The organism is Lichenicoccus roseus (assembly GCF_005844085.1).
Classification (GTDB): domain Bacteria; phylum Pseudomonadota; class Alphaproteobacteria; order Acetobacterales; family Acetobacteraceae; genus Lichenicoccus; species Lichenicoccus roseus.
Genome location: NZ_VCDI01000002.1, coordinates 60237 through 82649 on the forward strand (window position 1 = coordinate 60237; position 22413 = coordinate 82649).

General features: G+C 70.4%; 22 protein-coding genes and 1 pseudogene. 11 read left to right on the forward strand and 12 right to left on the reverse strand.

Annotation, left to right across the window (positions count from 1 at the left end):
* Positions 1-15 precede the first annotated feature (15 nt).
* From FE263_RS05615 to hrpB, 5 genes are all read right to left on the reverse strand, one after another.
* Positions 16-330: a hypothetical protein gene (locus tag FE263_RS05615; RefSeq protein WP_138325007.1), complete on the reverse strand. Its 315-nt coding sequence runs from the start codon at positions 328-330 to the stop codon at positions 16-18.
* A gap of 8 nt (positions 331-338) precedes the next feature.
* Positions 339-1778 (reverse strand): sensor histidine kinase, encoded by a 1440-nt coding sequence (locus FE263_RS05620; protein WP_240759059.1) that lies wholly within the window; start codon positions 1776-1778, stop codon positions 339-341.
* Between the two features lie 64 nt (positions 1779-1842).
* Positions 1843-2523, reverse strand: coding sequence for a winged helix-turn-helix domain-containing protein (locus tag FE263_RS05625; protein WP_138325008.1), 681 nt, complete (start codon positions 2521-2523; stop codon positions 1843-1845).
* 103 nt (positions 2524-2626) lie between these two features.
* Positions 2627-3769, reverse strand: coding sequence for a S1C family serine protease (locus FE263_RS05630; RefSeq protein WP_138325009.1), 1143 nt, complete (start codon positions 3767-3769; stop codon positions 2627-2629).
* Positions 3770-3834: 65 nt separating this feature from the next.
* Positions 3835-6405 (reverse strand): ATP-dependent helicase HrpB, encoded by a 2571-nt coding sequence (gene hrpB / locus FE263_RS05635; RefSeq protein WP_138325644.1) that lies wholly within the window; start codon positions 6403-6405, stop codon positions 3835-3837.
* On the opposite strand from hrpB, the gene FE263_RS05640 reads away from it, so the two are divergent.
* Positions 6389-8572, forward strand: a complete 2184-nt coding sequence (locus tag FE263_RS05640) for a protein-disulfide reductase DsbD family protein (RefSeq protein ID WP_276611173.1) — start codon at positions 6389-6391, stop codon at positions 8570-8572. The two genes, hrpB and FE263_RS05640, sit on opposite strands and share 17 nt — an antisense overlap.
* 5 nt (positions 8573-8577) lie before the next feature.
* Here the strand turns inward: FE263_RS05640 and clpS are convergent, their stop codons facing one another.
* From clpS to FE263_RS05670, 6 genes are all read right to left on the reverse strand, one after another.
* Positions 8578-8883 carry an ATP-dependent Clp protease adapter ClpS gene (clpS, locus tag FE263_RS05645; protein ID WP_138325010.1) on the reverse strand — a complete coding sequence of 102 codons (306 nt, stop codon included), beginning with the start codon at positions 8881-8883 and terminating at the stop codon, positions 8578-8580.
* A 35-nt stretch (positions 8884-8918) separates the two neighbouring features.
* Complete coding sequence (locus tag FE263_RS05650; RefSeq protein ID WP_240759306.1) at positions 8919-10043, reverse strand: hypothetical protein; 1125 nt, start codon at positions 10041-10043, stop codon at positions 8919-8921.
* A 44-nt stretch (positions 10044-10087) separates the two neighbouring features.
* Positions 10088-11116, reverse strand: a complete 1029-nt coding sequence (gene hslO, locus FE263_RS05655) for an Hsp33 family molecular chaperone HslO (RefSeq protein WP_138325012.1) — start codon at positions 11114-11116, stop codon at positions 10088-10090.
* 64 nt (positions 11117-11180) lie between these two features.
* Positions 11181-11531, reverse strand: a complete 351-nt coding sequence (locus FE263_RS05660; protein WP_240759061.1) for a hypothetical protein — start codon at positions 11529-11531, stop codon at positions 11181-11183.
* A complete protein-coding gene (gene argF / locus FE263_RS05665) occupies positions 11528-12529 on the reverse strand; it encodes an ornithine carbamoyltransferase (RefSeq protein WP_138325013.1) in 1002 nt (333 codons plus the stop codon). The genes FE263_RS05660 and argF overlap by 4 nt, the downstream gene beginning before the upstream one ends.
* Positions 12526-13719: an aspartate aminotransferase family protein gene (locus FE263_RS05670; protein WP_138325014.1), complete on the reverse strand. Its 1194-nt coding sequence runs from the start codon at positions 13717-13719 to the stop codon at positions 12526-12528. Before FE263_RS05670 ends, argF begins: the two co-directional genes overlap by 4 nt.
* 281 nt (positions 13720-14000) lie before the next feature.
* Here FE263_RS05670 and FE263_RS05675 point away from each other — a divergent pair, with 281 nt between their 5' ends.
* The gene (locus FE263_RS05675; RefSeq protein ID WP_138325015.1) at positions 14001-14204 is read left to right on the forward strand and encodes a hypothetical protein; all 204 of its coding nucleotides are present in this window, start codon (positions 14001-14003) and stop codon (positions 14202-14204) included.
* 59 nt (positions 14205-14263) lie between these two features.
* Here FE263_RS05675 and FE263_RS05680 read toward each other — a convergent pair whose 3' ends face one another.
* Positions 14264-14848 (reverse strand): CarD family transcriptional regulator, encoded by a 585-nt coding sequence (locus FE263_RS05680; protein ID WP_138325016.1) that lies wholly within the window; start codon positions 14846-14848, stop codon positions 14264-14266.
* A 362-nt stretch (positions 14849-15210) separates the two neighbouring features.
* Between FE263_RS05680 and FE263_RS05685 the strand changes: the two genes are divergently transcribed.
* The 9 genes and pseudogenes from FE263_RS05685 (at position 15211) to katG (ending at position 22353) form a co-directional block, all read left to right on the forward strand.
* Entirely contained in the window at positions 15211-15510 is a 300-nt protein-coding gene (locus FE263_RS05685) for a DUF6481 family protein (protein WP_240759063.1), read from the forward strand.
* Entirely contained in the window at positions 15485-16189 is a 705-nt protein-coding gene (locus FE263_RS05690; RefSeq protein ID WP_138325018.1) for a regulatory protein RecX, read from the forward strand. Before FE263_RS05685 ends, FE263_RS05690 begins: the two co-directional genes overlap by 26 nt.
* Positions 16190-16241: 52 nt before the next feature.
* Positions 16242-16634, forward strand: a pseudogene (locus FE263_RS22475) (CHAP domain-containing protein); the annotation flags it as partial.
* A 152-nt stretch (positions 16635-16786) separates the two neighbouring features.
* On the forward strand, positions 16787-17059 hold the full coding sequence (locus FE263_RS22480; protein ID WP_138325020.1) for a twin-arginine translocase TatA/TatE family subunit: 273 nt from the start codon (positions 16787-16789) through the stop codon (positions 17057-17059).
* A 13-nt stretch (positions 17060-17072) separates the two neighbouring features.
* Positions 17073-17738, forward strand: a complete 666-nt coding sequence (locus tag FE263_RS05705; protein ID WP_138325021.1) for a methylthioribulose 1-phosphate dehydratase — start codon at positions 17073-17075, stop codon at positions 17736-17738.
* Positions 17735-18274, forward strand: a complete 540-nt coding sequence (locus FE263_RS05710) for a 1,2-dihydroxy-3-keto-5-methylthiopentene dioxygenase (protein ID WP_138325022.1) — start codon at positions 17735-17737, stop codon at positions 18272-18274. Before FE263_RS05705 ends, FE263_RS05710 begins: the two co-directional genes overlap by 4 nt.
* 7 nt (positions 18275-18281) lie before the next feature.
* Positions 18282-18974, forward strand: a complete 693-nt coding sequence (gene mtnC / locus FE263_RS05715; protein ID WP_240759067.1) for an acireductone synthase — start codon at positions 18282-18284, stop codon at positions 18972-18974.
* Positions 18971-19906 carry a bifunctional riboflavin kinase/FAD synthetase gene (locus tag FE263_RS05720; RefSeq protein WP_138325024.1) on the forward strand — a complete coding sequence of 312 codons (936 nt, stop codon included), beginning with the start codon at positions 18971-18973 and terminating at the stop codon, positions 19904-19906. Before mtnC ends, FE263_RS05720 begins: the two co-directional genes overlap by 4 nt.
* A 242-nt stretch (positions 19907-20148) precedes the next feature.
* Entirely contained in the window at positions 20149-22353 is a 2205-nt protein-coding gene (gene katG / locus FE263_RS05725; protein WP_240759261.1) for a catalase/peroxidase HPI, read from the forward strand.
* Positions 22354-22413 lie beyond the last annotated feature (60 nt).

Genomic DNA, 22413 nt, shown 5'->3' on the forward strand with positions numbered 1-22413 from the left:
TTGATACGACGCCGATCAGGGCGCGTCGGCGGTGTCGCGCGCCGGTGATCCCTGCAGCACCAGCAGCGCCCGGCGCAACCGCACGATGCCGCTGCGCACGCGGCCGCTGCCGCACAGTGCCTGACCCTGCCGCTCGAGGTCGCTTACCTCGCGCGGCAGCGGCCTGTGCCCGTCGATCGCCTTCGTCAGCGTCTGGCAATAGGCGTCGCTGTCGGTGGTGATCACCAGAGGTCCCGCCGGCTGACCGGCGCCGCGCACGCCGCCGCCGAGGCAAAGCGCCGCGGCCGCGAGAAGGGCGGCACGGGTGACGGTGCGTGCAGGAGGCAACATGTTTCGCACTATAGGGCGGCAGGGTTGGCGGGAGGGTGGTCTGCGGATGAAGCGGCCGTCACCTCCTGGTCCGCCGGCAACGGATCGCGCCGCTCCTCCGCACGCGGCATGACCGGCAGCGCCAGGATCGCGCGCAGCCCGGGGGAGGCGTCCTCCAGCAGCAGCTTGCCGCCGTGCAACTGCGCTACCGCCTGCACCAGGGACAGGCCGAGGCCGGATCCGGGCGTGCTGCGTGCCGCCTCGGCGCGGTAGAAGCGGTCCGGCGCACGGGCGCGATCGGCCAGCGCCATGCCGATGCCCTGGTCCGAGACCTCGATGCGGACCTGCTGCGCCTCGATGCCGCCACGCAACCGCACCACGCCGCCGGGCCTGGAGAACTTCACCGCGTTGTCGAGCAGGTTGGCCACCGCCTGCTGGATCAGCAGCCGGTCGCCCCACAGCATCAGCGGCGCCGGCACCGACACCGAGAGGGTCAACTGTGCCTCCTCGGCCAGCGCCGCATAGAGTTCGGCAAGGTCGCCGAGCAGCGGCGCGAGGTCGATGCTGGCGAAGGCCGAGCGCCGGGAGCCCGCCTCGATCTCGGAGATGCGCAGCAGCGCCTCGAACACCGTGGTGATGCCGTCGAGATCCACCACGGCGCGTTCGACCGCGTGGCGGAGATCCTCGGTGGTGCCGGCATGCAGCGCGGCATCCTCCAGTCGGGTGCGGGCGCGGGTGATCGGCGTGCGCAGATCGTGCGCGATCGCGTTCGACACCTGCTTCACCCCGTCCATCAGCCGGCCGATCCGATCCAGCATGGCGTTGATGGTCTCCGCCACACGGTCGAACTCGTCGCCGCTGCCAGACACCGGCACCCGCCGGCTGAGATCGCCCTGCGAGATCGCCGCCGTGGTGCGGGCGATGTCGCGCACCATGCGCCGGAACAGCCCGCGCAGCAGGAAGCCGCCGGTGGTGCCGAGCACCGCCACCATCACCAGCGCCCACAGCAGGGTGTCGGTCAGCAGCCGCTTGAGGATCACCCGGGCGCGCACGTCGCGCCCGACGAGAAGGCGGAAATTGCCCGGCAGCGCGAAGGCGTGCACCTCCGCCATCCCGCGGGTCCCGGCGCGGGCAATCGGCAGCTGGTACCAGGCATCGACGCGGGTCACGTCGCGCGGCCAGGTGCGCAGGTTGCCGGCGACGCGCAGCCCGTTGCCGTCCACCATCAGGTAGATCGCATCGTCGTCGACATTCTGCTCGAGCCGGTCCTGGATGGTCAGCGCCAGGGTCGGCAGCCCGCCCTCCTGCCAGCGCTCCGACAACGCCTGTGCGTCGGCATTGATCGCCGCCTCGACCTGGCGCTCCAGCAGCCCGATCGTCGCCCACCAGATGAAGGACAGGAACAGGGTGGCGCTGATCGCGAACAGCGCCGCATAGACGATGGCGAGCCGCAGGCTGGCAGAGCGCACGGTTCTCGCCAGCCGGAACCGCGCTACCACGGCGCTGGCCGAAGGCAATGTCGCTAGCGCCGTGTCACTCGGGCCGCACCATGTAGCCGGCGTTGCGTATGGTGTGGATCAGCGCGGTCGGGAACGGCTTGTCGATCTTGTGCCGCAGCCGCGAGACATGCACGTCGATCACGTTGGTCTGCGGGTCGAAATGATAATCCCAGACGCCTTCCAGCAGCATGGTGCGGGTGACCACCTGGCCGGCATGGCGCATCAGGTATTCCAGCAGCCGGAATTCGCGCGGCTGCAGGTCGATCTTCTGCCCGGCGCGCTTCACCGCGCGCGACAGCAGGTCCATCTCGAGGTCGGCGACCACCAGCTTGGTCTGCGGCCCGGCCTCGCCGCGGCCACGCCGGCTCAGCGCCTCGATGCGCGCCAGCAGCTCGGCGAAGGCGAACGGCTTGGTCAGGTAGTCGTCGCCGCCCGCCTTCAGGCCGGCGACGCGCTCGTCGACCTGGGCCAGCGCCGACAGCAGCAGCACCGGGGTGGCGTTGTTCTGTCCCCGCAGCGTCTCGAGGATACGCAGTCCGTCGATGCCGCCGGGCAGCATGCGGTCCAGGATGATGGTGTCGAAGGTCTCGCTGACGGCGAGGAACAGCCCGTCCTTGCCGTTGTCGGCCTGCTCGACCACATGGCCGGCCTCGCGCAGTCCCTTGGCGACGAAGCCGCGCACCGTGGGATCGTCCTCGACCAGCAGGATGCGCACCGCCTCAGCCTCCAACGTCTTGCGTCTGATCCGACATAGGGTGTCCGCGTCGCCGGTGACAGCGCAAGTGCCTGAATAATCCGCAATATTAGGGAAAACCAGGCTACCCGGCATCCTCCGCCGGCCGGCGTCCGACCATCATCGGCACTTCGAAGCTGTGCCCCGCGCGGACCACCGAGAGGCGTATCGAGCTGCCCGGCGCCGCGGCGGCGATGGCGCGGATCAGGCTGCGCGCGCTGTCGACCTTGTCGCCGTTCACGGTATCGACGGTGTCGCCGGCCTTCAGACCGGCGCGCATGGCGGGGCCCGAGCGATCGATCGCCACGATGGTGACGCCGGGGCCCTGGTCCGGTCGTTCCTCCAGCGTGACGCCAAGCCAGCCACGGTCGATGTGACCCTTCTCGCGCAGCTGCGCCACGATCGGGGCCACGATCTCGGACGGGATGCCGAAGCCGATGCCGACCGAGCCGCCGGTCGGCGAGACGATGGCGGTGTTGAGCGCCACAACCTGGCCGCTCATGTTGAAGGTCGGACCCCCCGAGTTGCCGGGGTTGATCGGCGCATCGAGCTGCAGGAAATCGTCGAACGGGCCGGCGCCGATATCGCGGCCGCGCGCCGAGACGATGCCCGCGGTCACCGACGACCCCAGTCCGAACGGGTTGCCTGCGGCCATGATCCAGTCGCCGACCTCGACGTGCCGGCTGTCGCCCCAGCTCACCCAGGCCAGCGGCTTGGCGGGCTTCACCGCGATCACCGCGATATCGGTCAGCTCGTCGGTGCCGAGCAGGCGCGCCGGCAGCTCGGTGCCGTCGGAGAACGAGACGGTGATCTTGTCGGCGTTGCCCACCACGTGGTTGTTGGTGACGATGATCCCGGCGGGATCGATCACGAAGCCCGAGCCGGCGCCCAGCATCTGCTCGCGCCGCTTGCGCATCCGGTCGCGATACTGCTTCTCGAACGGAGTGCCGCGCAGTGCCGGCGGCACCTTGATGCGGCCACTATCGTTGCCCCCCTCGTCCTCGACATCCTGGGTCACCGCGATGTTGACCACCGCAGGCACCACCCGCCGGACCAGCGGCGCGAAGCTGAGCGGCCCGGAACGCACCAGGGGCGGCACCGTCGGCAGGGTGGCCAGCATGTCGGATGCAACGGCGTCCTGCGCCCAGGCCGGCACCGCCGGAAGGGAGGCGGCCGCAAGGGCGAGCAACAGGCTGGCACCCGGTCGACCGGTCAGGCGGATCAGCATCGTCTCATTCCGAGACCATCCTAGGTTCAAAATGAACGGAACAGTAAAATAATGCGCGCGCAGTCTCACCGTTGCGACGTCCGGGGGTGCCCGGCCCCGGCCCTGGACGACAAGGCGGGATTTTCCGGCCAGTCGTGCTTCGGATAGCGGCCACGCAGGTCTTTCCGGGTTTCGATCCAGGCACCCGTCCAGAAGCTGGCGAGGTCACCGGTGATCGCCGCCGGCCGACCCGCCGGCGATAGCAGCGCGAGCCGCAGCCTGACGCGGCCCTGCGCCAGCGTCGGCGTCACGGTCAGGCCGTAGAAAGCCTGCGCGCGGGCGGAGGCGAGCGGCTCCGGGCCGGTGTAGTCGATCGCCGCACGGCTTCCGCCGAGGTCGAGATGGGTCGGCAGCGCACGATCGAGGGACGCCGCCTGCCTTGGATCGAGCTGGGCGCGCAGCAGGGCGTGCAGGTCGAGTGTGCCGAGGTCGGCGAGTTTCGTGCATCCGGCAAGGCGCGGCGCGAGCCAGTCCTGCGCCCGCTCCGCCAGCGCCGGGTCCGAAAGGTCCGGCAGCGCCGCGCCGAGCCCGAGATCGTCCAGCGGCGCGCGACGGGCCACCGCCACGCGGGCCTGCAACTGGCACGCCGCCTCGCTCCAGTCGAGCGTCGCGCGCAGGTTGCGCGCGGCGGTCGCTGCCAGGAGGGCAGCCACCTCGTCCGGGTCGGCGGCGACGGTACGGTCGCGCAACACCAGCGCGCCGAGCCGGGTCCGCCTCCGGCTCAGCACCGCGCCGCTGACCGGATCGAGCGCGCTCTCCACCTGCTCGGTGGTGCGCGCCAGCAGCGACGCCGGCAGGGCGTCGGGATCGAGTGCCGCCGCCAGCCGGATCTGGGCCGCGGTGCGCACCTGCAGTGCTGCCGCCACCAGCAGGCCGGCGCCGGCGAGGGCGTCGTCGCGCCCGAGCCTGGCGCTGCCGCCGCCGGAGAGCCGGAATGCGCCGGGCTCGCCACGGCGCTGTGCGACGCGGTCGGGGAACGCCGCCGCCAGCAGACCGGCGACGTCGCCATGCGCCGGCGCACTGGTGCCGAGCCGGCGGCGGAACTGGGTGGCGGATTGCCGGATGCGGGCGAGGGAGGCCCGATCTGCATGGGGTGCATCCGCGCCGGCCAGCAGCGCCAGGCGCAGGGCGATGTCGACCGGCGGGTCAGCCACGCCACTACCCGGGCGCGGTCGCAGCGGGTCGCGCTCCTCCAGCAGGGCTGCGAGGTCGGCGGCCAGCGCGCGCTCGGCGGCGTTGCGTGCGGCCAGCATCATCGCCGCCAGCCTCGGATGCGCGCCGAGTGTCGCCATCTTCTGGCCCACCTCGGTGATGGCGCCACTGCTGTCGAACGCGCCGAGATCCGCCAGCAGGCTGCGCGCCGCCTCGCTGGCGCCGTTCGGCGGCGGGTCGGGCAGCGGCAGGTCGGCGAGCGTGGTGCCCATCGACGCGGTCCAGGCGGCGACGTCCAGGCGCAGGCCGGAGAGCTCGGCATCGAAGATCTCGGGGCGGTCGTGCAGGGCGAGGCTGCGCTGGGTGGTCGTGGTCCAGAGCCGCACTGCCAGCCCGGGTGCCTCGCGACCGGCGCGGCCGGAGCGCTGCGCCGCCGCCGCCCGGCTGATCCGCAGCGTCTCCAGCCGCGACAGCCCGCTGCCGGCATCGAGCCGGGGCGCCCGCCGCCATCCGCCATCGACGACGATGCGCACCCCCGGCACCGTCAGCGAGGTCTCGGCGATCGAGGTCGCCAGCACGATCCTGCGTGCCCGGTCGCCGGCCGGGGCCTGCAGCACCAGGTCCTGCTGCGCCGGCGGCAGCTCGCCATGCAGCGGCAGGACATGAGCGGCGACGCCGGCAAGTGCTGCAGCCACCCGCCTGATCTCGCCGACGCCGGGGAGGAAGGCCAGGATGTCGCCCGGTGGCGTCGCCGGATCGGCGAGCAGGCCGCGCAGGGTCCGTGCCATCGCATCCGGCAGGTCGCGCAGGCCGGTCGGGTCGCGCGCCGCGTGCCGCACCTCGACCTCGAACAGCCGGCCTGCGCTTTCGATGACCGGAGCCTGCAGCCGCGCCGAGAGCGCGGCGCCGTCGACGGTGGCCGACATCGCCAGCAGGCGCAGCTCGGGCCGCAGGGTGCGCTGCAGGTCCAGGCAGAAGGCCAGCGCGAGATCGCCGTCGAGGCTGCGCTCGTGCACCTCGTCGAGGATGACGCAGCCGACGCCATCGAGCAGCGGATCGGCCAGCAGCCGCCGCACCAGCAAACCCTCGGTGACCACCTCGATACGGGTGCGCGCCGACACCGCGTGGTCGATCCGGGTGCGGTAGCCGACCAGCTCGCCGGCCTGCTGGCCGATCAGCGACGCCATGCGATGCGCCGCCGCCCTGGTCGCCAGCCGGCGCGGCTCCAGCATGACGATCTTCCGGTCGCCGAGCCACCCGGCGCCGAGCAGCGCCAGCGGCACCAGCGTGGTCTTGCCGGCACCCGGCGGCGCGATCAGCACGACGTTGGCGGCGGCCCCGGTTCCCGGCTCATCGCGCCCGAGCGCTGCCAGCAGGGCAGGCAGCGCGTCCGAGACGGGCAGCGATTCCACGAGGGCATCGGAAAGGGTGATCGCACCGGACATCACGCCTGTGTATGGCGCGCGCCGGTTCAACACCATGTCCGGACGTCGTGCCGGTGCTATTGAGGCGGTCATGCTGTGCCTGCGTCTGCTGCTCCCGATCCTGCTCCTCGCCTTCCCGATGCGTGCCGCGTGCGCCGCGGAGAGCAACGTCGTCGCCACCGACCATGACAGCGTGAGCCTGGTCACCGGCAGCGACGGCTTCTCCCCCGGCGGCACGCTCGCGGTCGGGTTGCGGCTGAAGCTGGCACCGGGCTGGCACACCTACTGGTCCAACCCCGGCGATGCCGGCGAGGCGCCGACCATCGACGTCACCGCCGGCGGGCCAGCCGCGGGCCACACCGCGCAGATCGACTGGCCGACGCCGCGGCGCCTGCCGGACGGGCCGTTGATGAGCTATGGCTACACCGGCGACGTGGTGCTGCCGATGCGCCTCGCGCTCAGTGCGCCAGGCGAGGGGAGCGGGGGCACCCCCCTGCTGCTGAAGGCCGACGCCCAGTGGCTTGCCTGCGCGAACGTCTGCGTTCCCGAACATGGCAGCTTCACCCTGCGGCTGCCCGCGGGGGGCGCGGCGACGCGTGCCTCCGCCCAGGCGCCCTTGTTCGCGCAGGCGGCGGCCGGTCAGCCGCGGCCGTCGCCCTTCAAGGCCAGCCTCACTCCGGCCGGCCTGGAGCTCTCGGGCAGCGGGCTGGACGCGCAGGCGGTGCACGACGCCTGGTTCCTGCCGTCGGCCCCGGGCCTGATCGACCAGGTTGCGGCGCAGCCTGTGCAGGTGACGCCGGGACTGGTCCGGATCGGCCTCAAGCCGCTGCCGGATCTCGCCCGCGCAAAGGGCCTCGACGGGGTGGTGGTGCTGCGCGACGTCGCCGGCAACGAGAGCATGCTGAGCGTGTCGGCCCCCCGCGCCGCCCCTCGCGCCAGATCGTCCGGCTTCGCGGTATCGGATCTTCCCCGCCTGCTGCTGCTGGCCCTGCTCGGCGGCATCGTGCTGAACCTGATGCCGTGCGTGTTCCCGGTTCTGGCGATGAAGGCGCTGGCGTTCAGCCGCATCGCCGGATCGCACCATGCCGAGCAGCGGGCGAGCGTCGCCTTCTATACCGGCGGCGTGCTGGTCGCCTTCGCGGCCCTCGGCGCCCTCATGCTCGGATTGCGGGCGGCGGGATCGGCGGCCGGCTGGGGCTTCCAGTTCCAGTCGCCGCTGTTCGTCGCCGCCACCTGCTGGCTGCTGTTCGCCGTCGGCCTGAACCTCGCCGGCCTATACGAGATCGGCGGCAGCTTTGCGGGGATGGGGCAGGGGCTGGCCTCCCGCCGCGGTCATGCCGGAGATTTTGCCACCGGCCTGCTCGCGGTGCTGGTGGCGACGCCCTGCACGGCGCCGTTCATGGGTGTTGCGATCGTCGGTGCTCTTGCCGCTCCCGCCGTGGTCGGCATGGCGGTGTTCCTGACCATGGGGCTTGGCCTTGCCCTGCCCTACGCGGTGTTTGCCCTGGTGCCCGGGCTGGCGAGGCGGCTGCCGCGACCCGGCACCTGGATGGTGGTGCTGCGGCAGGCGCTCTCGTTCCCGATCTTCGCCTCGTGCGTATGGCTTGCCTGGGTGCTGTCGATCGAGGCCGGGGATCGCGGCGTGCTGCTGCTCGGCGCGGGACTGGTGCTGCTGGCCCTGGCCGGCTGGCTGCTCGGCCTGTCGCAGCGGGCCGTCACCGCATCGGCGCCACGGCGCGGCCGCTGGTGCATGGCGGCGTCGGCGCTGAGCCTGCTGGCCACGCTGGCCCTGCTACCTGACCTGCCCGGCCTCGGCGCCCGTAGCGCTGCCGCCGGCGGTGCCGGCCTCGTCCCCGGCACCGAGCCGTTCAGCGAGGCGCGGCTGGCCGATCTGCGCCGGCAGGGGCGTCCGGTGTTCGTCGACATGACCGCCGCCTGGTGCGTGACCTGCCTCGTCAACGAGCGCCTGGCGCTGGCCCCCCAGCAGGTGCGGCAGGCCTTCTCGTCGCATCATGTCGCGACCCTGCGCGGCGACTGGACCAACCGTGACGAGCAGATCGGCAGCTTCCTGCGCGACCACGGCCGCGACGGGGTGCCGTTCTACATGTTCTATCCGCCGGGTGGCGACGGCCACGCGCTGCCGCAGATCCTCACCGCAGATCGCGTGCTGCACGAAGTCGGCGGCTGATCACCTCACTCCTCGGGTTCGGTGGTGAACAGCAGCGGATATTCCTTGCGGCGTGCCATGTCGGTGGCGTTCGCAGCCTTCGTCTCGGCGATGTCCTTGGTGAACACGGCGACCACGCAGACGCCGCGCTGGTGCGCCGTCGTCATAACCTGGTTGGCCTGCTCCTCGGCCATCTTGAACTCGGCCTTGAGGACCATCACCACGAAGCCGCGCGGCGTGAAGTCGTCGTTGACCAGCATGACCTTGTAGAGACGCGGCCGCTCGACCTTGATCTCCGGAAGGACGCGCGGGGTGGTGACGGTCTCGGGCATCTGAAAGCATCCACGGATATGGTGACGGGGGCCGCTCAGTAGCCGGGAGGGGTGGCCCCCTGGGCCGGATAGGGGGCCGGATAGGGCGTCGGAGCCGTGCTCGGAGGCGCCTGCAGGAAGCTAGGCGGCGGCGACCGCGGCATTGCGGGTGCCGGAGCCAGGCTGTTGCCTGAAGGTGCACCGTCGGGGAAGACCGGATCCGGCGCCGACATCGCGGGTGCGGTCCCATCGGGCGGGACCGTGGCGGTGGCCGGTGGCACCGGGGGCGGCAGCGCCGAGCCGGGCGGCGCCAGCACCACCGGCCCGTTGCTCTGGACCGGGACCGCGCCGATTGGGGTCGTGCCGACAGGCGCGCCGGGATAGGACGTGCCGACAGGCGCGCCGGGGTAGGACATGCCGACAGGCGCGCCGGGGTAGGACGTGCCGGCAGGCGCGCCGGGATAGGACGTGCCGGCAGGCGCGCCGGGATAGGACGTGCCGACAGGCGCGCCGGGATAGGACGTGCCAGCCGGGGCCGGATAGCCCGGGCTGCCCGGGGGAGGCAGGCTCTGCTGCTCCACGCTGCCGGCCAGCGGCGCGCCGCCGGCATCGACCAGCCAGTCGCGCAGCGACCTCCGTACCTGGAACTCCAGCTCCACATTCATATCCTGCATCATCTGCCGGTCGAGATCGTAGAGCTGCCGCCGCGTGCCACCGGCGGCGTCAGGATCGCCCGGCACCAGCTGCCGCGACACGTGCGCCTCGGCATAGCCCGCATGGCCGCCATTGGCTGTGATGATGTCGAGATGCACCGCCAGGTGGCCGTCCAGGGCGCCGGTCGATCCCTGGACGATCGAGGCGCGGTCGATGGTGAAAACGGCGCTGCCGGAGTTGCCGGCGGCTACCAGCCGGTCCTGGGCGAGCCGCTGCAGCGCCTGGTCGGGAGGCACCGGCGCGGTCTGGGCGATATCGCCGGGTTCCGGGCCGGCCTGCTGGACATGGTCCACGACGGTGAGCGTGGCGACATTCATCCGCAACTTCGGCAGGTAGCTGTAGTCGGGCGGCGGGAAGCTCGCCGGCGCCTCCTCGGAGCCGCCGCAGCCTGACAGCGCGAGGCTGCCGCAGAGCATGAGGGCCGCACCCAGCCGGATCGCCGGCGCACGCAACGGGGCAGAAATCATCGGCAACTCCAGGGTCGAGGCCAGACTGCGCATTCGGCCGCCGGTCAGCCGGCAGCGCTCCCCTTAACGCTCTCGCGCGGGAAGCGGAAATCGAAGGCGCAGAACTCGCAGGTCATCACGATGTCGCCGCCGACCTGCATGTGGTCGAGATCCTCGCTCGGGAAGCCCTCGAGGATGCCGGCCAGCCGGGCGCGCGAGCAGCGGCAGCCATAGGCCAAGGCACGCGGGCGGTCGGCGGCGACGCCTTCGCTGTGGAACAGCCGATACAACAGCTCCTCCGCCGAGAGGGCGTCATCGAGCAGTTCGCCGTCGGTCAGCGTGGCCGCCAACATCAGCGCGGTGCGCCAGCTTTCGACCGCGGTGTCGCGCGTGCTGGCGGCCGCGTCCAGGCGCTGGTTGTCCAGTTCGACCCCGTCCTGCAGGGCGAGTCCGGAGGCGGTGCCGGCGCCCTCGGCGTGGCCGCCGCCATGCGCGATACGCTCCAGCACCAGGGCGGCGGCGCGCCAGCCGGTGTCGGTGTGCTGCGCCGACAGCCTGACGCTGCAATCATGCTGCTCGGAGGTCTCGAAATAGTGCTGCGCCATCTCGGCCAGGCTGTCGCCCTCGATGGCGACGATGCCCTGGTGACGCTCCATCGCGCCGCCCTGGTCGACCGTGAAGGCGAGATAGCCGCTGCCGAGCAGGGCCGCCGCATTGGGCTCCGGGTCGGTCTGAAGCAGGGCGGCGAAACGCTCCGGATCGGTGCGGGCGTAGAAGCGCAGCGCGCCGGCTTCGGTGCAGTCGGCCAGCAGGATCGAGACCGGACCATCGCCCTTGGCCTGCAGGCTGAACGAGCCCTGGAATTTCAGCGCCGAGGCCAGCCCCGCCACCAGCGCCAGCGCCTCGCCGGCCAGCCGGTTGACCGGCTCCGGATTGTCGTGCCGCGAAATCAGCGCATCGGCGAGGACGCCGAGCCGGACCAACCGGCCGCGCACCGGACGGTCCGGCATGTAGAAGGGCACGATGCCGCGAGGCACCACGATATCGGGCACGTCGGGGCGGCTGGTATCGAGAAAGGCGGGTGTTTCGACCATCCGGCCAAGATAGGGAGGGCGCCCGAGGATCGCCAGTCGCCGAAGTCGCGGCCGCCGGAACCCCTCAGACGTTGTCGCTGATATCGGCTTCCAGCGCCTCGAGCTTCCGCTCGATCTCCGACACCGTCGCCTTTGGCAGGTGTTCATCCTCGACCAGCGCCGTCAGCAGCTTGCGGCGACAGCGATCGTGTGTCTCGTCGAGGTCGCGGGTGCGCCCGGCGCCGGCAAGGCAATCCAGGTAGGCATTGCGCAGCGTGCGCAGGTTCGGCCGCTGCGGCAGCGACGCAAGGATGTCGTCGACACCCTGCTCGACCCAGCCCGGCGTCGATGGCACGTCCTCGGTGGTGGACGGCGTCGTGATCGGGGTGGACGGCGTCGCCTTGGGGCCGGAGGCCGGTTGGTCCGGGTCGGTCATGATGCGTTCCTGATCGGCTGGCTGTATCCGGCGGCGAGCGCCTGCTCCCGCCACTGGGCACCGCCGAGCGCCCACAGCAGCAGCGCCTTCTGGGCGTGCAGCCGGTTCTCCGCCTCGTCGAACACCACCGACCAATGGCCGTCGATCACCTCGTCGGTGACTTCCTCGCCGCGATGCGCCGGCAGGCAGTGCATGAACAGCGCGTCGGGAGCGGCCTGCCGCATCAGCGCGGCGTCGACGCGGTAGGGCAGCAGGGAGGCCGACCAGTCCTCGGCCGGATCGTCGGACATCGACATCCAGGTATCGGTGACCACGCAGCGAGCCCCCGCGACCGCCTCGGAGGCGTCGTGGGTGAGGGTGACGTTGCCGCCCTGTGCGCGTGCCCAGCCCAGCACCTCGGCATCGGGCGCCAGGTCGGCGGGGGTGGCGAGGCGCAGCGCGAACCCGAACCGGACCGCCGCCTCGATCCAGGAGGTCGCGACGTTGTTGCCGTCGCCGCACCACGCCACCGACTGGCCGGCGATGGGGCCGCGATGCTCCTCGAAGGTGAGGACGTCGGCCAGGATCTGCACCGGATGCGAGCGCGAGGTCAGGCCGTTGATCACCGGGATGGTGCTGGCTGCCACCAGCTGCAGCAGCTTGCCGGGATCGTCGGTGCGCAGCACCAGGGCGTCGAGGAAGCGCGACAGCACCCGTGCGGTGTCCGGGATGCTCTCGCCGCGGCCAAGCTGGGTATCGCGGGGCGACAGCACGATGACCTCGCCACCGAGCTGGCGCATCGCCACCTCGAACGACACCCGGGTGCGGGTCGATGGCTTCTCCATCATCAGCCCGAGGGTGCGGCCCTCCAGCGGGCGGCCGGGATGCAGCGGATACCGGCGACCCTGCTGCGCCCGCTTCATCACCGTGGCGGCGTCGAGGATGGCGCGCAGGGTGGCGGTGTCGAGGTCGCGCAGTTCGAGATAGTGGCGCGGCGTGGTGCCCTGGGCATCACTCATGAAGCATGCGCCGGCTCGGCCTGCCGCACGCGGGCGGCGGCGCGGCCGAGGCGCTGTACCGCGTCGCGGCACTCTTCCTCGCTGACCACCAGCGGCGGCACCAGGCGCAGCACGTTCTCGCCGGCTGCCACCACCAGCAGCCCTTCCGCCATGCAGGCGGCCTGCAGCGCGGTGTTCGGCAGCACGCAATGGATGCCCAGCATCAGCCCGCGGCCACGCACGCCGTTGAAGGCGTCGGGCTGGGCCTCGGCCAGGGCCTCCAGCGCCTCGCGCAGCACCTCGCCGGTGCGTGCGACGCCATCGAGGAAGTCCGGCTGCAGCACCACGTCGAGCACCGCGTTGCCGGCCGCGCAGGCCAGCGGGCTGCCGCCGAAAGTGGTGCCGTGCGAGCCGGCGGTCAGGTGCTTCGCCACCGCCTCGGTGGCCAGGATGGCGCCGAGCGGAAAGCCGCCGCCGATGCCCTTGGCGGTCGATACCACGTCCGGCTTCACCCCGGCCCACTCATGCGCGAACAGCCGGCCGGTGCGTCCCATGCCGCACTGCACCTCGTCGAAGCCAAGCAGCAGGCCGAATTCGTCGCAGGTGCTGCGCAGCTCGCGCAGGAAGCGCCCATCGGCCGAACGGACGCCGCCCTCGCCCTGGATCGGCTCGATCAGGATGCCGGCGGTGTGCGGCGTGATGGCGTCGCGCACGGCGTTGAGGTTGTTCATCGGCACATGGTCGAAGCCGTCGACCGGGGTGCCGAAGCCCTGCAGGTATTTCTCGTTGCCGGTGGCGGACAGCATCGCCAGCGTGCGGCCGTGGAAGGCGCCGTTGAAGCAGATCATCCGGGTGCGCTCGGGGTGGCCGCCGGCGTACATCGCCCGGCGCATCATCTTGACCATGCCCTCGTTGGCTTCCGCCCCCGAGTTGCAGAAGAACACGCTGTCGGCGAACGAGGCATCCACCAGACGCTGCGCCAGCCGCTCCGCCTGCGGGACACGATACAGGTTGGAGACATGCATGACCCGGCCGGCCTGCTCGGCGATCGCGCCGACCAGGTGCGGGTGGCCGTGGCCGAGCGAGGATGTCGCGATGCCGGCGCCGAAATCGAGATAGCGTCGCCCGTCCGAGGTGTACAGCCAGACCCCGTCGCCCCGCTCGAAGGCGAGGTCGGCACGGTTGTAGGTCGGCATCAGGGAGGCGATCATCTGCTTGGTCCCGCCATCTTCTTGGTCCCGGACTTGGCGTCTGCTTGGGGCGTCTGCTTGGGCGGTTCGCCTGGCCGGATGATGCAGTGCACCCACGGCCGCAGTCAAACGACGGGGGCCCGGCAGGCAAATTGCCACCCAGGGGCGAGTGCCATGGGGGTGGGAATCACCCGGCAGGGAGACCATACTAACGCTTTGATGGCGATCGTACGGATCGCCGCAGTGCAGAGAGGACGGTCATGCGCGATACGGCGCCGGGCGGTCCGTCAGAAGGAGAACCGATGGCGTTCAAGGTGAACTATGCCTTCCAGAAGGCCGAGCGCGACCGGGCGAAGCAGGCCAAGAAGGAAGCCAAGCGCCGCGAGAAGGAAGGCCAGGATCAGCAGGACGGCGCCTCCGGCACCGCGCCGGCTGGCGCCGCCCATGCGTCCGACGCGGCACTGGATATCAAGACTGACGGCGAGGAAGAGGGCAGTCCTTCCTGAAGCGTGACTTCGACCGGGTGGCAGGCTGTCGATAGCCTGCCACCGTAACGCCTACGGCTTCAGGCTGCCTTCATGGTCGAGGTCAGGCGATCGAGCACCGCCATCTTGTCGACGCCCTCGACGACGGCGATCTCGGCGCCGAAACGGTCCAGCGCAAGCTCGAACAGCTTTCTCTCGCTGAAGCTGCCTTCCAGGTTGTCGACGTGGCGCTGAAGGTCGCGCACCACTTCGGCGACCTGCAACAGATCACCGGAATTGATCCTCGCCTGGATCTCCACCGCGCGACGAGCCCACAGCGCCTTGCTGATACGCGGCTTGCCCTTGATGACGGCCATCGCCTTGTCGACGATCTCGCGGCTGGCGATCTTGCGCAGGCCGGAGGCGCGGGCGCGCGCCAGCGGGATACGCAAGGTCATCTGGTTGTCGGAGAACGATACCTGGATCACCTCGAGGGAGTGGCCGGCGATCTCCTCGGTGCCGATCCGGTCGATATGGCCGACGCCGTGCGCGGCGTAGACCACGGCATCGCCCTCCTTGAACGGGTCGTTGTCCACGGTCTTCTCATGGCCCGCCGTGTTGGCGGCAGCCTTGCGTACCTGCGCCTCGGTCATCGCGGTGCGTGTGGCTGGCTTGAATACGTTCATGAGTGGCCTCCCGCCATCGTGGTCTGACGTGGAAAGCATTGCCGCATCGTCATCCCCTGGTATTGTGGGGCGCGGACCGATGATCCGTGCGCCACTAGGTCATCCTCGCAAGATCGCGGCGATACGCCCGCTTCATGCTTGGCTCATCATGCCATAAAATCGTTCACGCGGATATGGTGGTGACACCGCACCGCACCAATGGCTAGAAACCGCGGTCGTCCGGGACTAGATCCCGGCACCCGGCCGCGTGCCTTCCGGTTCGCGTCGGCCGATGTTGGGCCAACGGACAAAGGGATCCGACCATTCTCAAGCAGAACAAGTTCAGCGAGCGCCAGCAGGCGTCCGCGACCGCCAAGGCCGAGTTGCTCGCCAAGTTCAAGGCCCGTCCGGCTCCCGACGATCCGGCTGTACTGGAGCGCCAGGCCGAGCGACGCGCCATCGTCGAGGCACGCGAGGCGCGCATGGCAGAGCGCCGTGCGGAGCGCGAGGCCGAGGCTGCCCGGCTGGCCGCGGAGCAGGCGGCCACAGCCGCCGCCGAGGCCGCGCGGCTCGCCGAGGAGGAGCTGGCCGCGAAGGAAGCTGCCAAGCAGGAGGCACTGCTGAAGCTCGAGCAGAAGGCTGCCCGCGACAAGCGCTATGCCGCCCGCAAGGCGCGGCGCTAGCGGCGGTCCAGTCGCGCCGGGCCCGGTTCCCGGCGCCGGCGCCCTGCGCGAGGCGGCGCTCGCCCATCTTGCGCGGTTCTCGACCACGGAGTCCGGACTGACGCGCGTGCTGGAGCGCAGGTTGCAGCGCTGGGCGCAGCGGGCGACCCATGCCGGCGGCGATGCCGACGCCGTGCTGGCCCAGCAACAGGGCGCACGGTCGGCGATCGCCGGCATCGTGGCTGATCTTCGTGGCATCGGCGCGGTCGACGACAATGCGTTCGCGCAGTCACGCGCCCGGGCGCTGGCCCGCGGCGGCAGGTCCCGCCGCGCGATCGGCGCGCACCTCGCGCAGCATGGCGTGGCGGCCGAACAGGCCGGCGAAGCGGTGCGGCTCGCCACCGCAGATGTCTGCACGCCGGAGGAGGCCGAACTCGCAGCCGCCCTGGTGCAGGCCCGCCGCCGCCGCATTGGTCCGTTCCGCCGGCCTGCCGGCCCCAGCGAGGCGGCTGACCTGGAGGCGTCCGACGAGGATCCTGCCCCGGAGCGGGCCGGCCTGGCCCGGCGACCGCCATCCGATCGGCAGCGCGCGCTCGCATCGCTGGCCCGTGCCGGCTTTGCCCACGATGTCGCCAGCCGCGCTCTCGACACCGAGCTGGACGCCGCGGAAGAGATGATCGCCCGGCTGCGGAGTGGCTGAGACAGACACGGGGCTCGGCGCCAGCCGGTATCCCGCCCTCGCCGTCGGGTGGCTGCTGCTTCTCCTGGCGCTCTCCGGCTGCGGCGGCGGCCTGCAATGCGCGCCCTACGCCCGCCGGATCACCGGCGTCGCGTTGTCGGGCGATGCCGGCGCCTGGTGGGGCGAGGCGGCCGGCCGCTATGTCCGGGTCCGCTGGCCCGAGCCGGGTGCGATCCTGGTGTTCCGGGCTACCGGAAGGATGCCGGCGGGCCACGTGTCGGTGGTGCGCCGGGTGCTGGATAGCCGCACCATTCTGGTCGAGCACGCCAACTGGGAGCCGGGCCGGATCGATCGCGCCGCCCCTGTGCGCGACGTCTCGCGCGACAACGACTGGACGCTGGTGCGGGTCTGGTGGCGCGCCACCCGCTCCCTCGGCACCCGGCCTTATCCGACCTACGGATTCATCCTGCCCTGGTCCATGGCGCACCCCGCTCGAAACGGGGGCGAGGCCCGGTGGACCAGCCTCGGGGCAAACAGCGCTTGCATGGCAACGCCAGGGGAGCCATGTCCTGCTGACACGAAAAGAATGAATTCGCCTGCGGGCGGCAAGAGGGTGTGATGGGTGGTCTAAGCATCTGGCATTGGCTGATCGTGCTGGCGGTCGTGCTTTTGCTGTTCGGCGGCAGCAGCAAGGTCAGCACGCTGATGGGCGACTTCGCGAAGGGCATCAAATCCTTCAAGAAGAACATGAACGACGATGAGTCGATGGAGGCCCAGGGCCAGACGCATCCGGTGCAGCCGAACAGCATCGCCTCGCCCGGCATCACCCAGACCTCGCTGCATACGCCGCCGCCGGTGGGCGCCAGCCAGGAGCCGGTGCGGCATAACTGAAGACGGTTCTGCGATGCCGGAAGGTTCCGCGCCTGTCCAGGATCTGCCCTTTCCGGAAGTCTTGGGGGTCGGCGCCGAATGGGATGTGGCGGTTTGTGACATCGTCCGTGCCGGCCAGCGTCTTGACCGCCATGGCTGGGTGCCCGCGACCGCCGGCAATCTGAGCCACCGGCTGCGCGACGGACGGATCGCCATCACGCGAAGTGGCTGCCACAAAGGCTTCCTGACCGGGGACGAGGTCATCGCCGTCGATGCAGGCGGCGCCGTCGTCCAGGGCGAGGGCAGGCCGAGCGCCGAGACGCTGCTGCACACCCAGATATATGCCAAATTCCCGGAGGCGGCAGCCGTGCTGCATGGCCATTCGGTAGCGTCCACCGTACTTTCGCTGGCACTGCGCGAGGATGCATTGGTGTTTTCCGGCTTCGAGCTGCTGAAGGTGTTCGAGGGACAACACACCCACGATACGACGCTGCGGCTGCCGCTGGTCGACAACGACCAGGATATTGCCCGGCTGTGCACCGTGGTGGAGCCGCTGCTGCCTGCCATGAGCATGGGCTACGTGATACGAGGCCACGGCGTGTATGTGTGGGGCAACTCCATGGATGTCGCCCTGGCCAGGCTGGAGGGGTTGGAGTTCCTGCTGGCCTGCAAGCTGGAACAGAGGAGGATACCGGCATGAGCCGTCTGACCGTGTTCCGGGACGATACGCCCGGCACGCCGCTGTTGCGCACCGAGGAGGGCGAGGCGATCGCCCGCGAGCTGTCCGCCATCGGCGTCAGGTTCGAGCGGTGGGACAGCCCGGTCGAGCTGACGCCGGATGACAGCCCGGAAACCATCCTGGACGCCTATCGGCCGCATCTCGATCGCCTGATGGGCGACCTCGGCGCCGGCAGCGCCGACGTCATCAAGCTCACTGCGCAGACGCCGAACCTCAAGGCGCTGCGCGACAAGTTCCTGTCCGAGCATGTCCATACCGAGGACGAGGTTCGCTTCTTCGTGCACGGCGAAGGCAGCTTCATCCTGCATGTCGACGGCAAGGTGTATGACGCCCATTGCACCCAGGGCGACCTGATCGCGGTACCGCATGGCATCAGGCACTGGTTCGACGCCGGCGAGACTCCGACGGTGACGGCACTGCGGGTCTTCACCGACACCAGCGGATGGGTCGCGCACTACACCGGTGACGATGTGAGCGAGCGATTCCCTGCCGCCTGAGCACTCCGTGGCACCGCCGATCCTTGTCCTGACCGATATCGAGGGGACCACGACACCGATCGCCTTCGTGCATCGGACGTTGTTCCCGTATGCCCGCAAGGCGCTTCCGGGCCTGCTACGCGACCGCGTGCATGAACCGGACGTGGCCGTTGCGGTGGCGGAGATCGGCAGGCTGGCCCCCGGGCAGGACCCGCTGGCGCAGTGCCTCGCCTGGATGGACCAGGACGCCAAGATCACGCCGCTGAAGACGCTGCAGGGCATCGCGTGGGCGGACGGCTACGCGGATGGCAGCCTGCAGGGCGAGATCTATCCCGACGTGGTGCCCGCGATGCGCGCCTGGCATGCGACCGGGGTGCGCCTTGCGGTCTACTCGTCGGGTTCGGAAGCGGCGCAACGGCTGATCTTCGGCCATACGCCAGACGGCGACCTGCGGCCGTTGATGTCGGCCTTCCTCGACACCAGGATCGGCGGCAAGCGCGAGACCGCGAGCTACGCGACGGCCGCGGCGACGCTGCAGGCGCCGGTCGACCGCATGCTGTTCCTGTCCGATGTCGAGGCCGAGCTCGATGCCGCCGCCGGCGCCGGGCTGCTGACGTGCCAGTTGGTGCGGGCCGGGGACGGCACCGTGGCCGGGACGCGCCATCCGGTCGAGAGCGACTTCGCCGGGGTGGCGCGCCGGTTCGGCCTGCCGGTCGCATGATCACCCTGCACACCGACTGGCGCATGGTGCCGGATGCTGCACGCGGCAGCATCGTGGCACTCGGCAATTTCGACGGCGTGCATCTAGGCCATGCCCACCTGCTGCGCACGCTACATGGCGCGCGGCCCGACGGCGTGCTCAGCGTGCTGACCTTCGAGCCGCATCCCCGCCAGCTGTTCCGGCCGCAGGATCCGCCCTTCCGGCTGACCCTGTCGAGCGAGCGGGCGGCGGCGCTGCAGGCACTGGGAGTGGTCAACATCTTCGAGATCGGCTTCGACGAGGCGTTCTCGCTGATGACGGCGGAGCGCTTCGTGCGGGAGGTGCTGCACCAGGCGCTCGGGGTCCGGCATCTCGCCTGCGGACGAGACTTCGCCTACGGGCATCGCCGCGGCGGCGACGTGGCCAGCCTCGCGGTGCAGGCGGAAGCGCTCGGCATCGGGGTTACCATCGTTCCGGCCCTGTCCGATGCGGAGGGGCCGTATTCTTCCACCCGCATACGCCGCGCCCTGCAGGACGGCTATCCCGAGCGCGCCACCGAGGAGCTCGGCCGTCCCTGGGCGGTGCGCGGCCTGGTGGTGCATGGTGATGCACGCGGCCGTCTGCTTGGCTTCCCGACCGCCAACATCGCCCTCGGCCTGCACCTGGAGCCGTCGCGCGGTGTCTATGCGGTGACGGTGCGGCGGCCGGACGGCAGCGTGCATCGGGGGGTCGCCAACATCGGCCGGCGGCCGACGGTCAACGCCGGCACGGAAAGTCGCCTCGAGGTCAACCTGTTCGACTTCAAGGGCGATCTCTACGGCCAGGAATTGTCGGTGGCGCTGCACACCCTGCTGCGCGCCGAGCGCAAGTTCGACGGCCTCGATGCCCTGAAGGCGCAGATCGTGCTCGACGCAGCCCAGGCGCGGGACTATTTCGAAGTGCGGCGGTGCTGAACCGGGACATCGGACGATCGAGATCCCGCTTGCGGAAACACCCTTTCGCGAAATCATCCACACGGATGATTGTCTCGTGAAACCACTCTGCTACGCTTCGATCCCATGATGCAGCAGCGACCAGGGCTGTTAAGCTCGGGCCGTGGCACGTGTGGCTTGGCATCGGGCGCGATGCGCGCCGGCCGATGCGCCAGAATATACCGGAGGACGACATGGACGGAGACAATGTAGGCGGTTGCCCGATGCACGGGGGCCCGGGCGACAGCGGCCCGGCGAAGGGCGTCTCGCCGAACAATTCGGCCGCCTGGCCGAGGTCCAACCAGGAATGGTGGCCGAACCAGCTCAACCTGAAGATCCTGCACCAGCATTCGGTGGACGCCAATCCGCTGAAGGCGGACTTCGACTACGCCGAGGAATTCAAGACCCTCGACCTCGCCGCGGTGAAGCAGGACATCTTCGCCCTGATGAAGACGTCGCAGGATTGGTGGCCGGCCGATTACGGCCATTACGGACCGCTGTTCATCCGCATGGCCTGGCACAGCGCCGGCACCTACCGGATCGGCGACGGCCGCGGCGGCGCCGGATCGGGCACGCAGCGTTTCGCTCCGCTGAATTCGTGGCCGGACAACGCCAACCTCGACAAGGCACGGCTGCTGCTGTGGCCGATCAAGCAGAAGTACGGCCGCAAGCTCTCGTGGGCCGACCTGATGGTGCTGACCGGCAACTGCGCGCTGGAATCGATGGGCCTCAAGACCTTCGGCTTTGCCGGCGGCCGCGCCGATGTGTGGGAGCCCGAGGAGGACATCAACTGGGGTCCCGAGGACACCTGGCTCGACGACAAGCGCTATAGCGGCGACCGCGAGCTCGCCGACTATCTCGGCGCCGTGCAGATGGGCCTGATCTACGTCAATCCGGAAGGCCCGAACGGCATCCCGGACGCGCTGGCCTCGGCGCGCGACATCCGCGAGACCTTCGCGCGCATGGCGATGAACGACGAGGAGACGGTGGCGCTGGTCGCCGGCGGCCACACCTTCGGCAAGAGCCATGGCGCGGCCTCGGCGGCGGACTATGTGGGCCCCGAGCCGGAAGCCGCTCCGATGGAGGCGATGGGCCTCGGCTGGAGCAACAGCTACCGCAGCGGCCGTGGACCGGACACCATCTCGAGCGGCCTCGAAGGCGCCTGGACCGCCGAGCCGACCAAGTGGGACAACGGCTACTATGACAACCTGTTCGGCTTCGAGTGGGAGCTGGAGAAGGGCCCGGGCGGCGGCAACCAGTGGAAGCCGAAGAACAACGGCGGCGTCGGCCAGGTGCCGGACGCGCATGATCCAAACAAGCGTCATGCGCCGATGATGTTCACCTCGGACATCGCGCTGATCGCCGACCCGAAATACCTCGAGATTTCCAGGCGCTACCACCAGAACCCGGACGAGTTCGCGGACGCCTTCGCCCGCGCATGGTTCAAGCTGACCCATCGCGACATGGGACCGGTTGCCCGCTATCTCGGCCCGGAAGTGCCGAGCGAGGTGCTGATCTGGCAGGACCCGGTGCCGGCAGTCGATCATCCGCTGGTCGGCGAGGCGGAGATCGCCACGCTGAAGACGCGCCTGCTCGAGAGCGGCCTCACGGTGTCGCAGCTGGTCTCGACCGCCTGGAAGTCGGCGTCCACCTTCCGTGGCACCGACAAGCGTGGTGGCGCCAATGGGGCACGCATCCGGCTGGCGCCGCAGAAGGACTGGGCGGCGAACGAGCCGGCCGAGCTTTCGAAGGTGCTGCAGACGCTGGAGGGTATCCAGGCCGCCTTCAATGCCGAGGCCCCCGGTGGCAGGAAGATCTCGCTGGCCGACCTGATCGTGCTCGGCGGCACCGCCGCCGTGGAGAAGGCGGCGCGCGACGGCGGTCACGATGTGGAGGTCCCGTTCACCCCGGGCCGCACCGACGCGACCCAGGAACTCACCGACACGCATTCCTTCGCGGTGCTGGAGCCGAAGGTCGATGGCTTCCGCAACTATGTCGGCGACCTGAAGGGCAAGCAGGAGGAGGTTCACCTGGTGGACCGCGCCCATCTGCTGAGCCTGACTTCCCCGGAGATGACGGTGCTGCTGGGCGGCCTGCGCGTGCTCGGCGCCAACTACGGCGGCAGCGAGCTGGGCGTGTTCACCAAGCGTCCCGGCGTGCTGAGCAACGACTTCTTCGTCAACCTGCTCGACATGTCGACGACATGGAAGGCGACCAGCTCGGGTGACGAGCGTTTCGAGGGCCGTGACCGCCGCACCGGCGAGCTGAAGTGGACCGGCAGCCGCGCCGACCTGATCTTCGGGTCGAACTCGTTGCTGCGCGCGGTCTCGGAGGTGTTCGGCTGCACCGACAGCCAGCACGCCTTCGTCATCGACTTCGTGGCGGTGTGGACGAAGGTGATGAACCTGGACCGGTTCGACCTCACCTGAGCTGACCTGACCTGAGCTAGCCGGCGGGCGGGCGGCGTTCCCAGGCGGGGCGCCGCCCGC

What these genes read in the sequence shown, in the direction of transcription:
- FE263_RS05615 (WP_138325007.1), bottom strand. Translation starts at nt 330, where the DNA reads ATGTTGCCTCCTGCACGCACCGTCACCCGTGCCGCCCTTCTCGCGGCC.
- FE263_RS05630 (WP_138325009.1), bottom strand. Translation starts at nt 3,769, where the DNA reads ATGCTGATCCGCCTGACCGGTCGACCGGGTGCCAGCCTGTTGCTCGCC.
- hrpB (WP_138325644.1), bottom strand. Translation starts at nt 6,405, where the DNA reads ATGTCCGGTGCGATCACCCTTTCCGATGCCCTCGTGGAATCGCTGCCC.
- clpS (WP_138325010.1), bottom strand. Translation starts at nt 8,883, where the DNA reads ATGCCCGAGACCGTCACCACCCCGCGCGTCCTTCCGGAGATCAAGGTC.
- FE263_RS05650 (WP_240759306.1), bottom strand. Translation starts at nt 10,043, where the DNA reads ATGATTTCTGCCCCGTTGCGTGCGCCGGCGATCCGGCTGGGTGCGGCC.
- hslO (WP_138325012.1), bottom strand. Translation starts at nt 11,116, where the DNA reads ATGGTCGAAACACCCGCCTTTCTCGATACCAGCCGCCCCGACGTGCCC.
- FE263_RS05660 (WP_240759061.1), bottom strand. Translation starts at nt 11,531, where the DNA reads ATGACCGACCCGGACCAACCGGCCTCCGGCCCCAAGGCGACGCCGTCC.
- argF (WP_138325013.1), bottom strand. Translation starts at nt 12,529, where the DNA reads ATGAGTGATGCCCAGGGCACCACGCCGCGCCACTATCTCGAACTGCGC.
- FE263_RS05670 (WP_138325014.1), bottom strand. Translation starts at nt 13,719, where the DNA reads ATGATCGCCTCCCTGATGCCGACCTACAACCGTGCCGACCTCGCCTTC.
- FE263_RS05675 (WP_138325015.1), top strand. Translation starts at nt 14,001, where the DNA reads ATGGCGTTCAAGGTGAACTATGCCTTCCAGAAGGCCGAGCGCGACCGG.
- FE263_RS05680 (WP_138325016.1), bottom strand. Translation starts at nt 14,848, where the DNA reads ATGAACGTATTCAAGCCAGCCACACGCACCGCGATGACCGAGGCGCAG.
- FE263_RS05690 (WP_138325018.1), top strand. Translation starts at nt 15,485, where the DNA reads ATGCCGCCCGCAAGGCGCGGCGCTAGCGGCGGTCCAGTCGCGCCGGGC.
- FE263_RS22480 (WP_138325020.1), top strand. Translation starts at nt 16,787, where the DNA reads ATGGGTGGTCTAAGCATCTGGCATTGGCTGATCGTGCTGGCGGTCGTG.
- FE263_RS05705 (WP_138325021.1), top strand. Translation starts at nt 17,073, where the DNA reads ATGCCGGAAGGTTCCGCGCCTGTCCAGGATCTGCCCTTTCCGGAAGTC.
- FE263_RS05710 (WP_138325022.1), top strand. Translation starts at nt 17,735, where the DNA reads ATGAGCCGTCTGACCGTGTTCCGGGACGATACGCCCGGCACGCCGCTG.
- FE263_RS05720 (WP_138325024.1), top strand. Translation starts at nt 18,971, where the DNA reads ATGATCACCCTGCACACCGACTGGCGCATGGTGCCGGATGCTGCACGC.
- katG (WP_240759261.1), top strand. Translation starts at nt 20,149, where the DNA reads ATGCACGGGGGCCCGGGCGACAGCGGCCCGGCGAAGGGCGTCTCGCCG.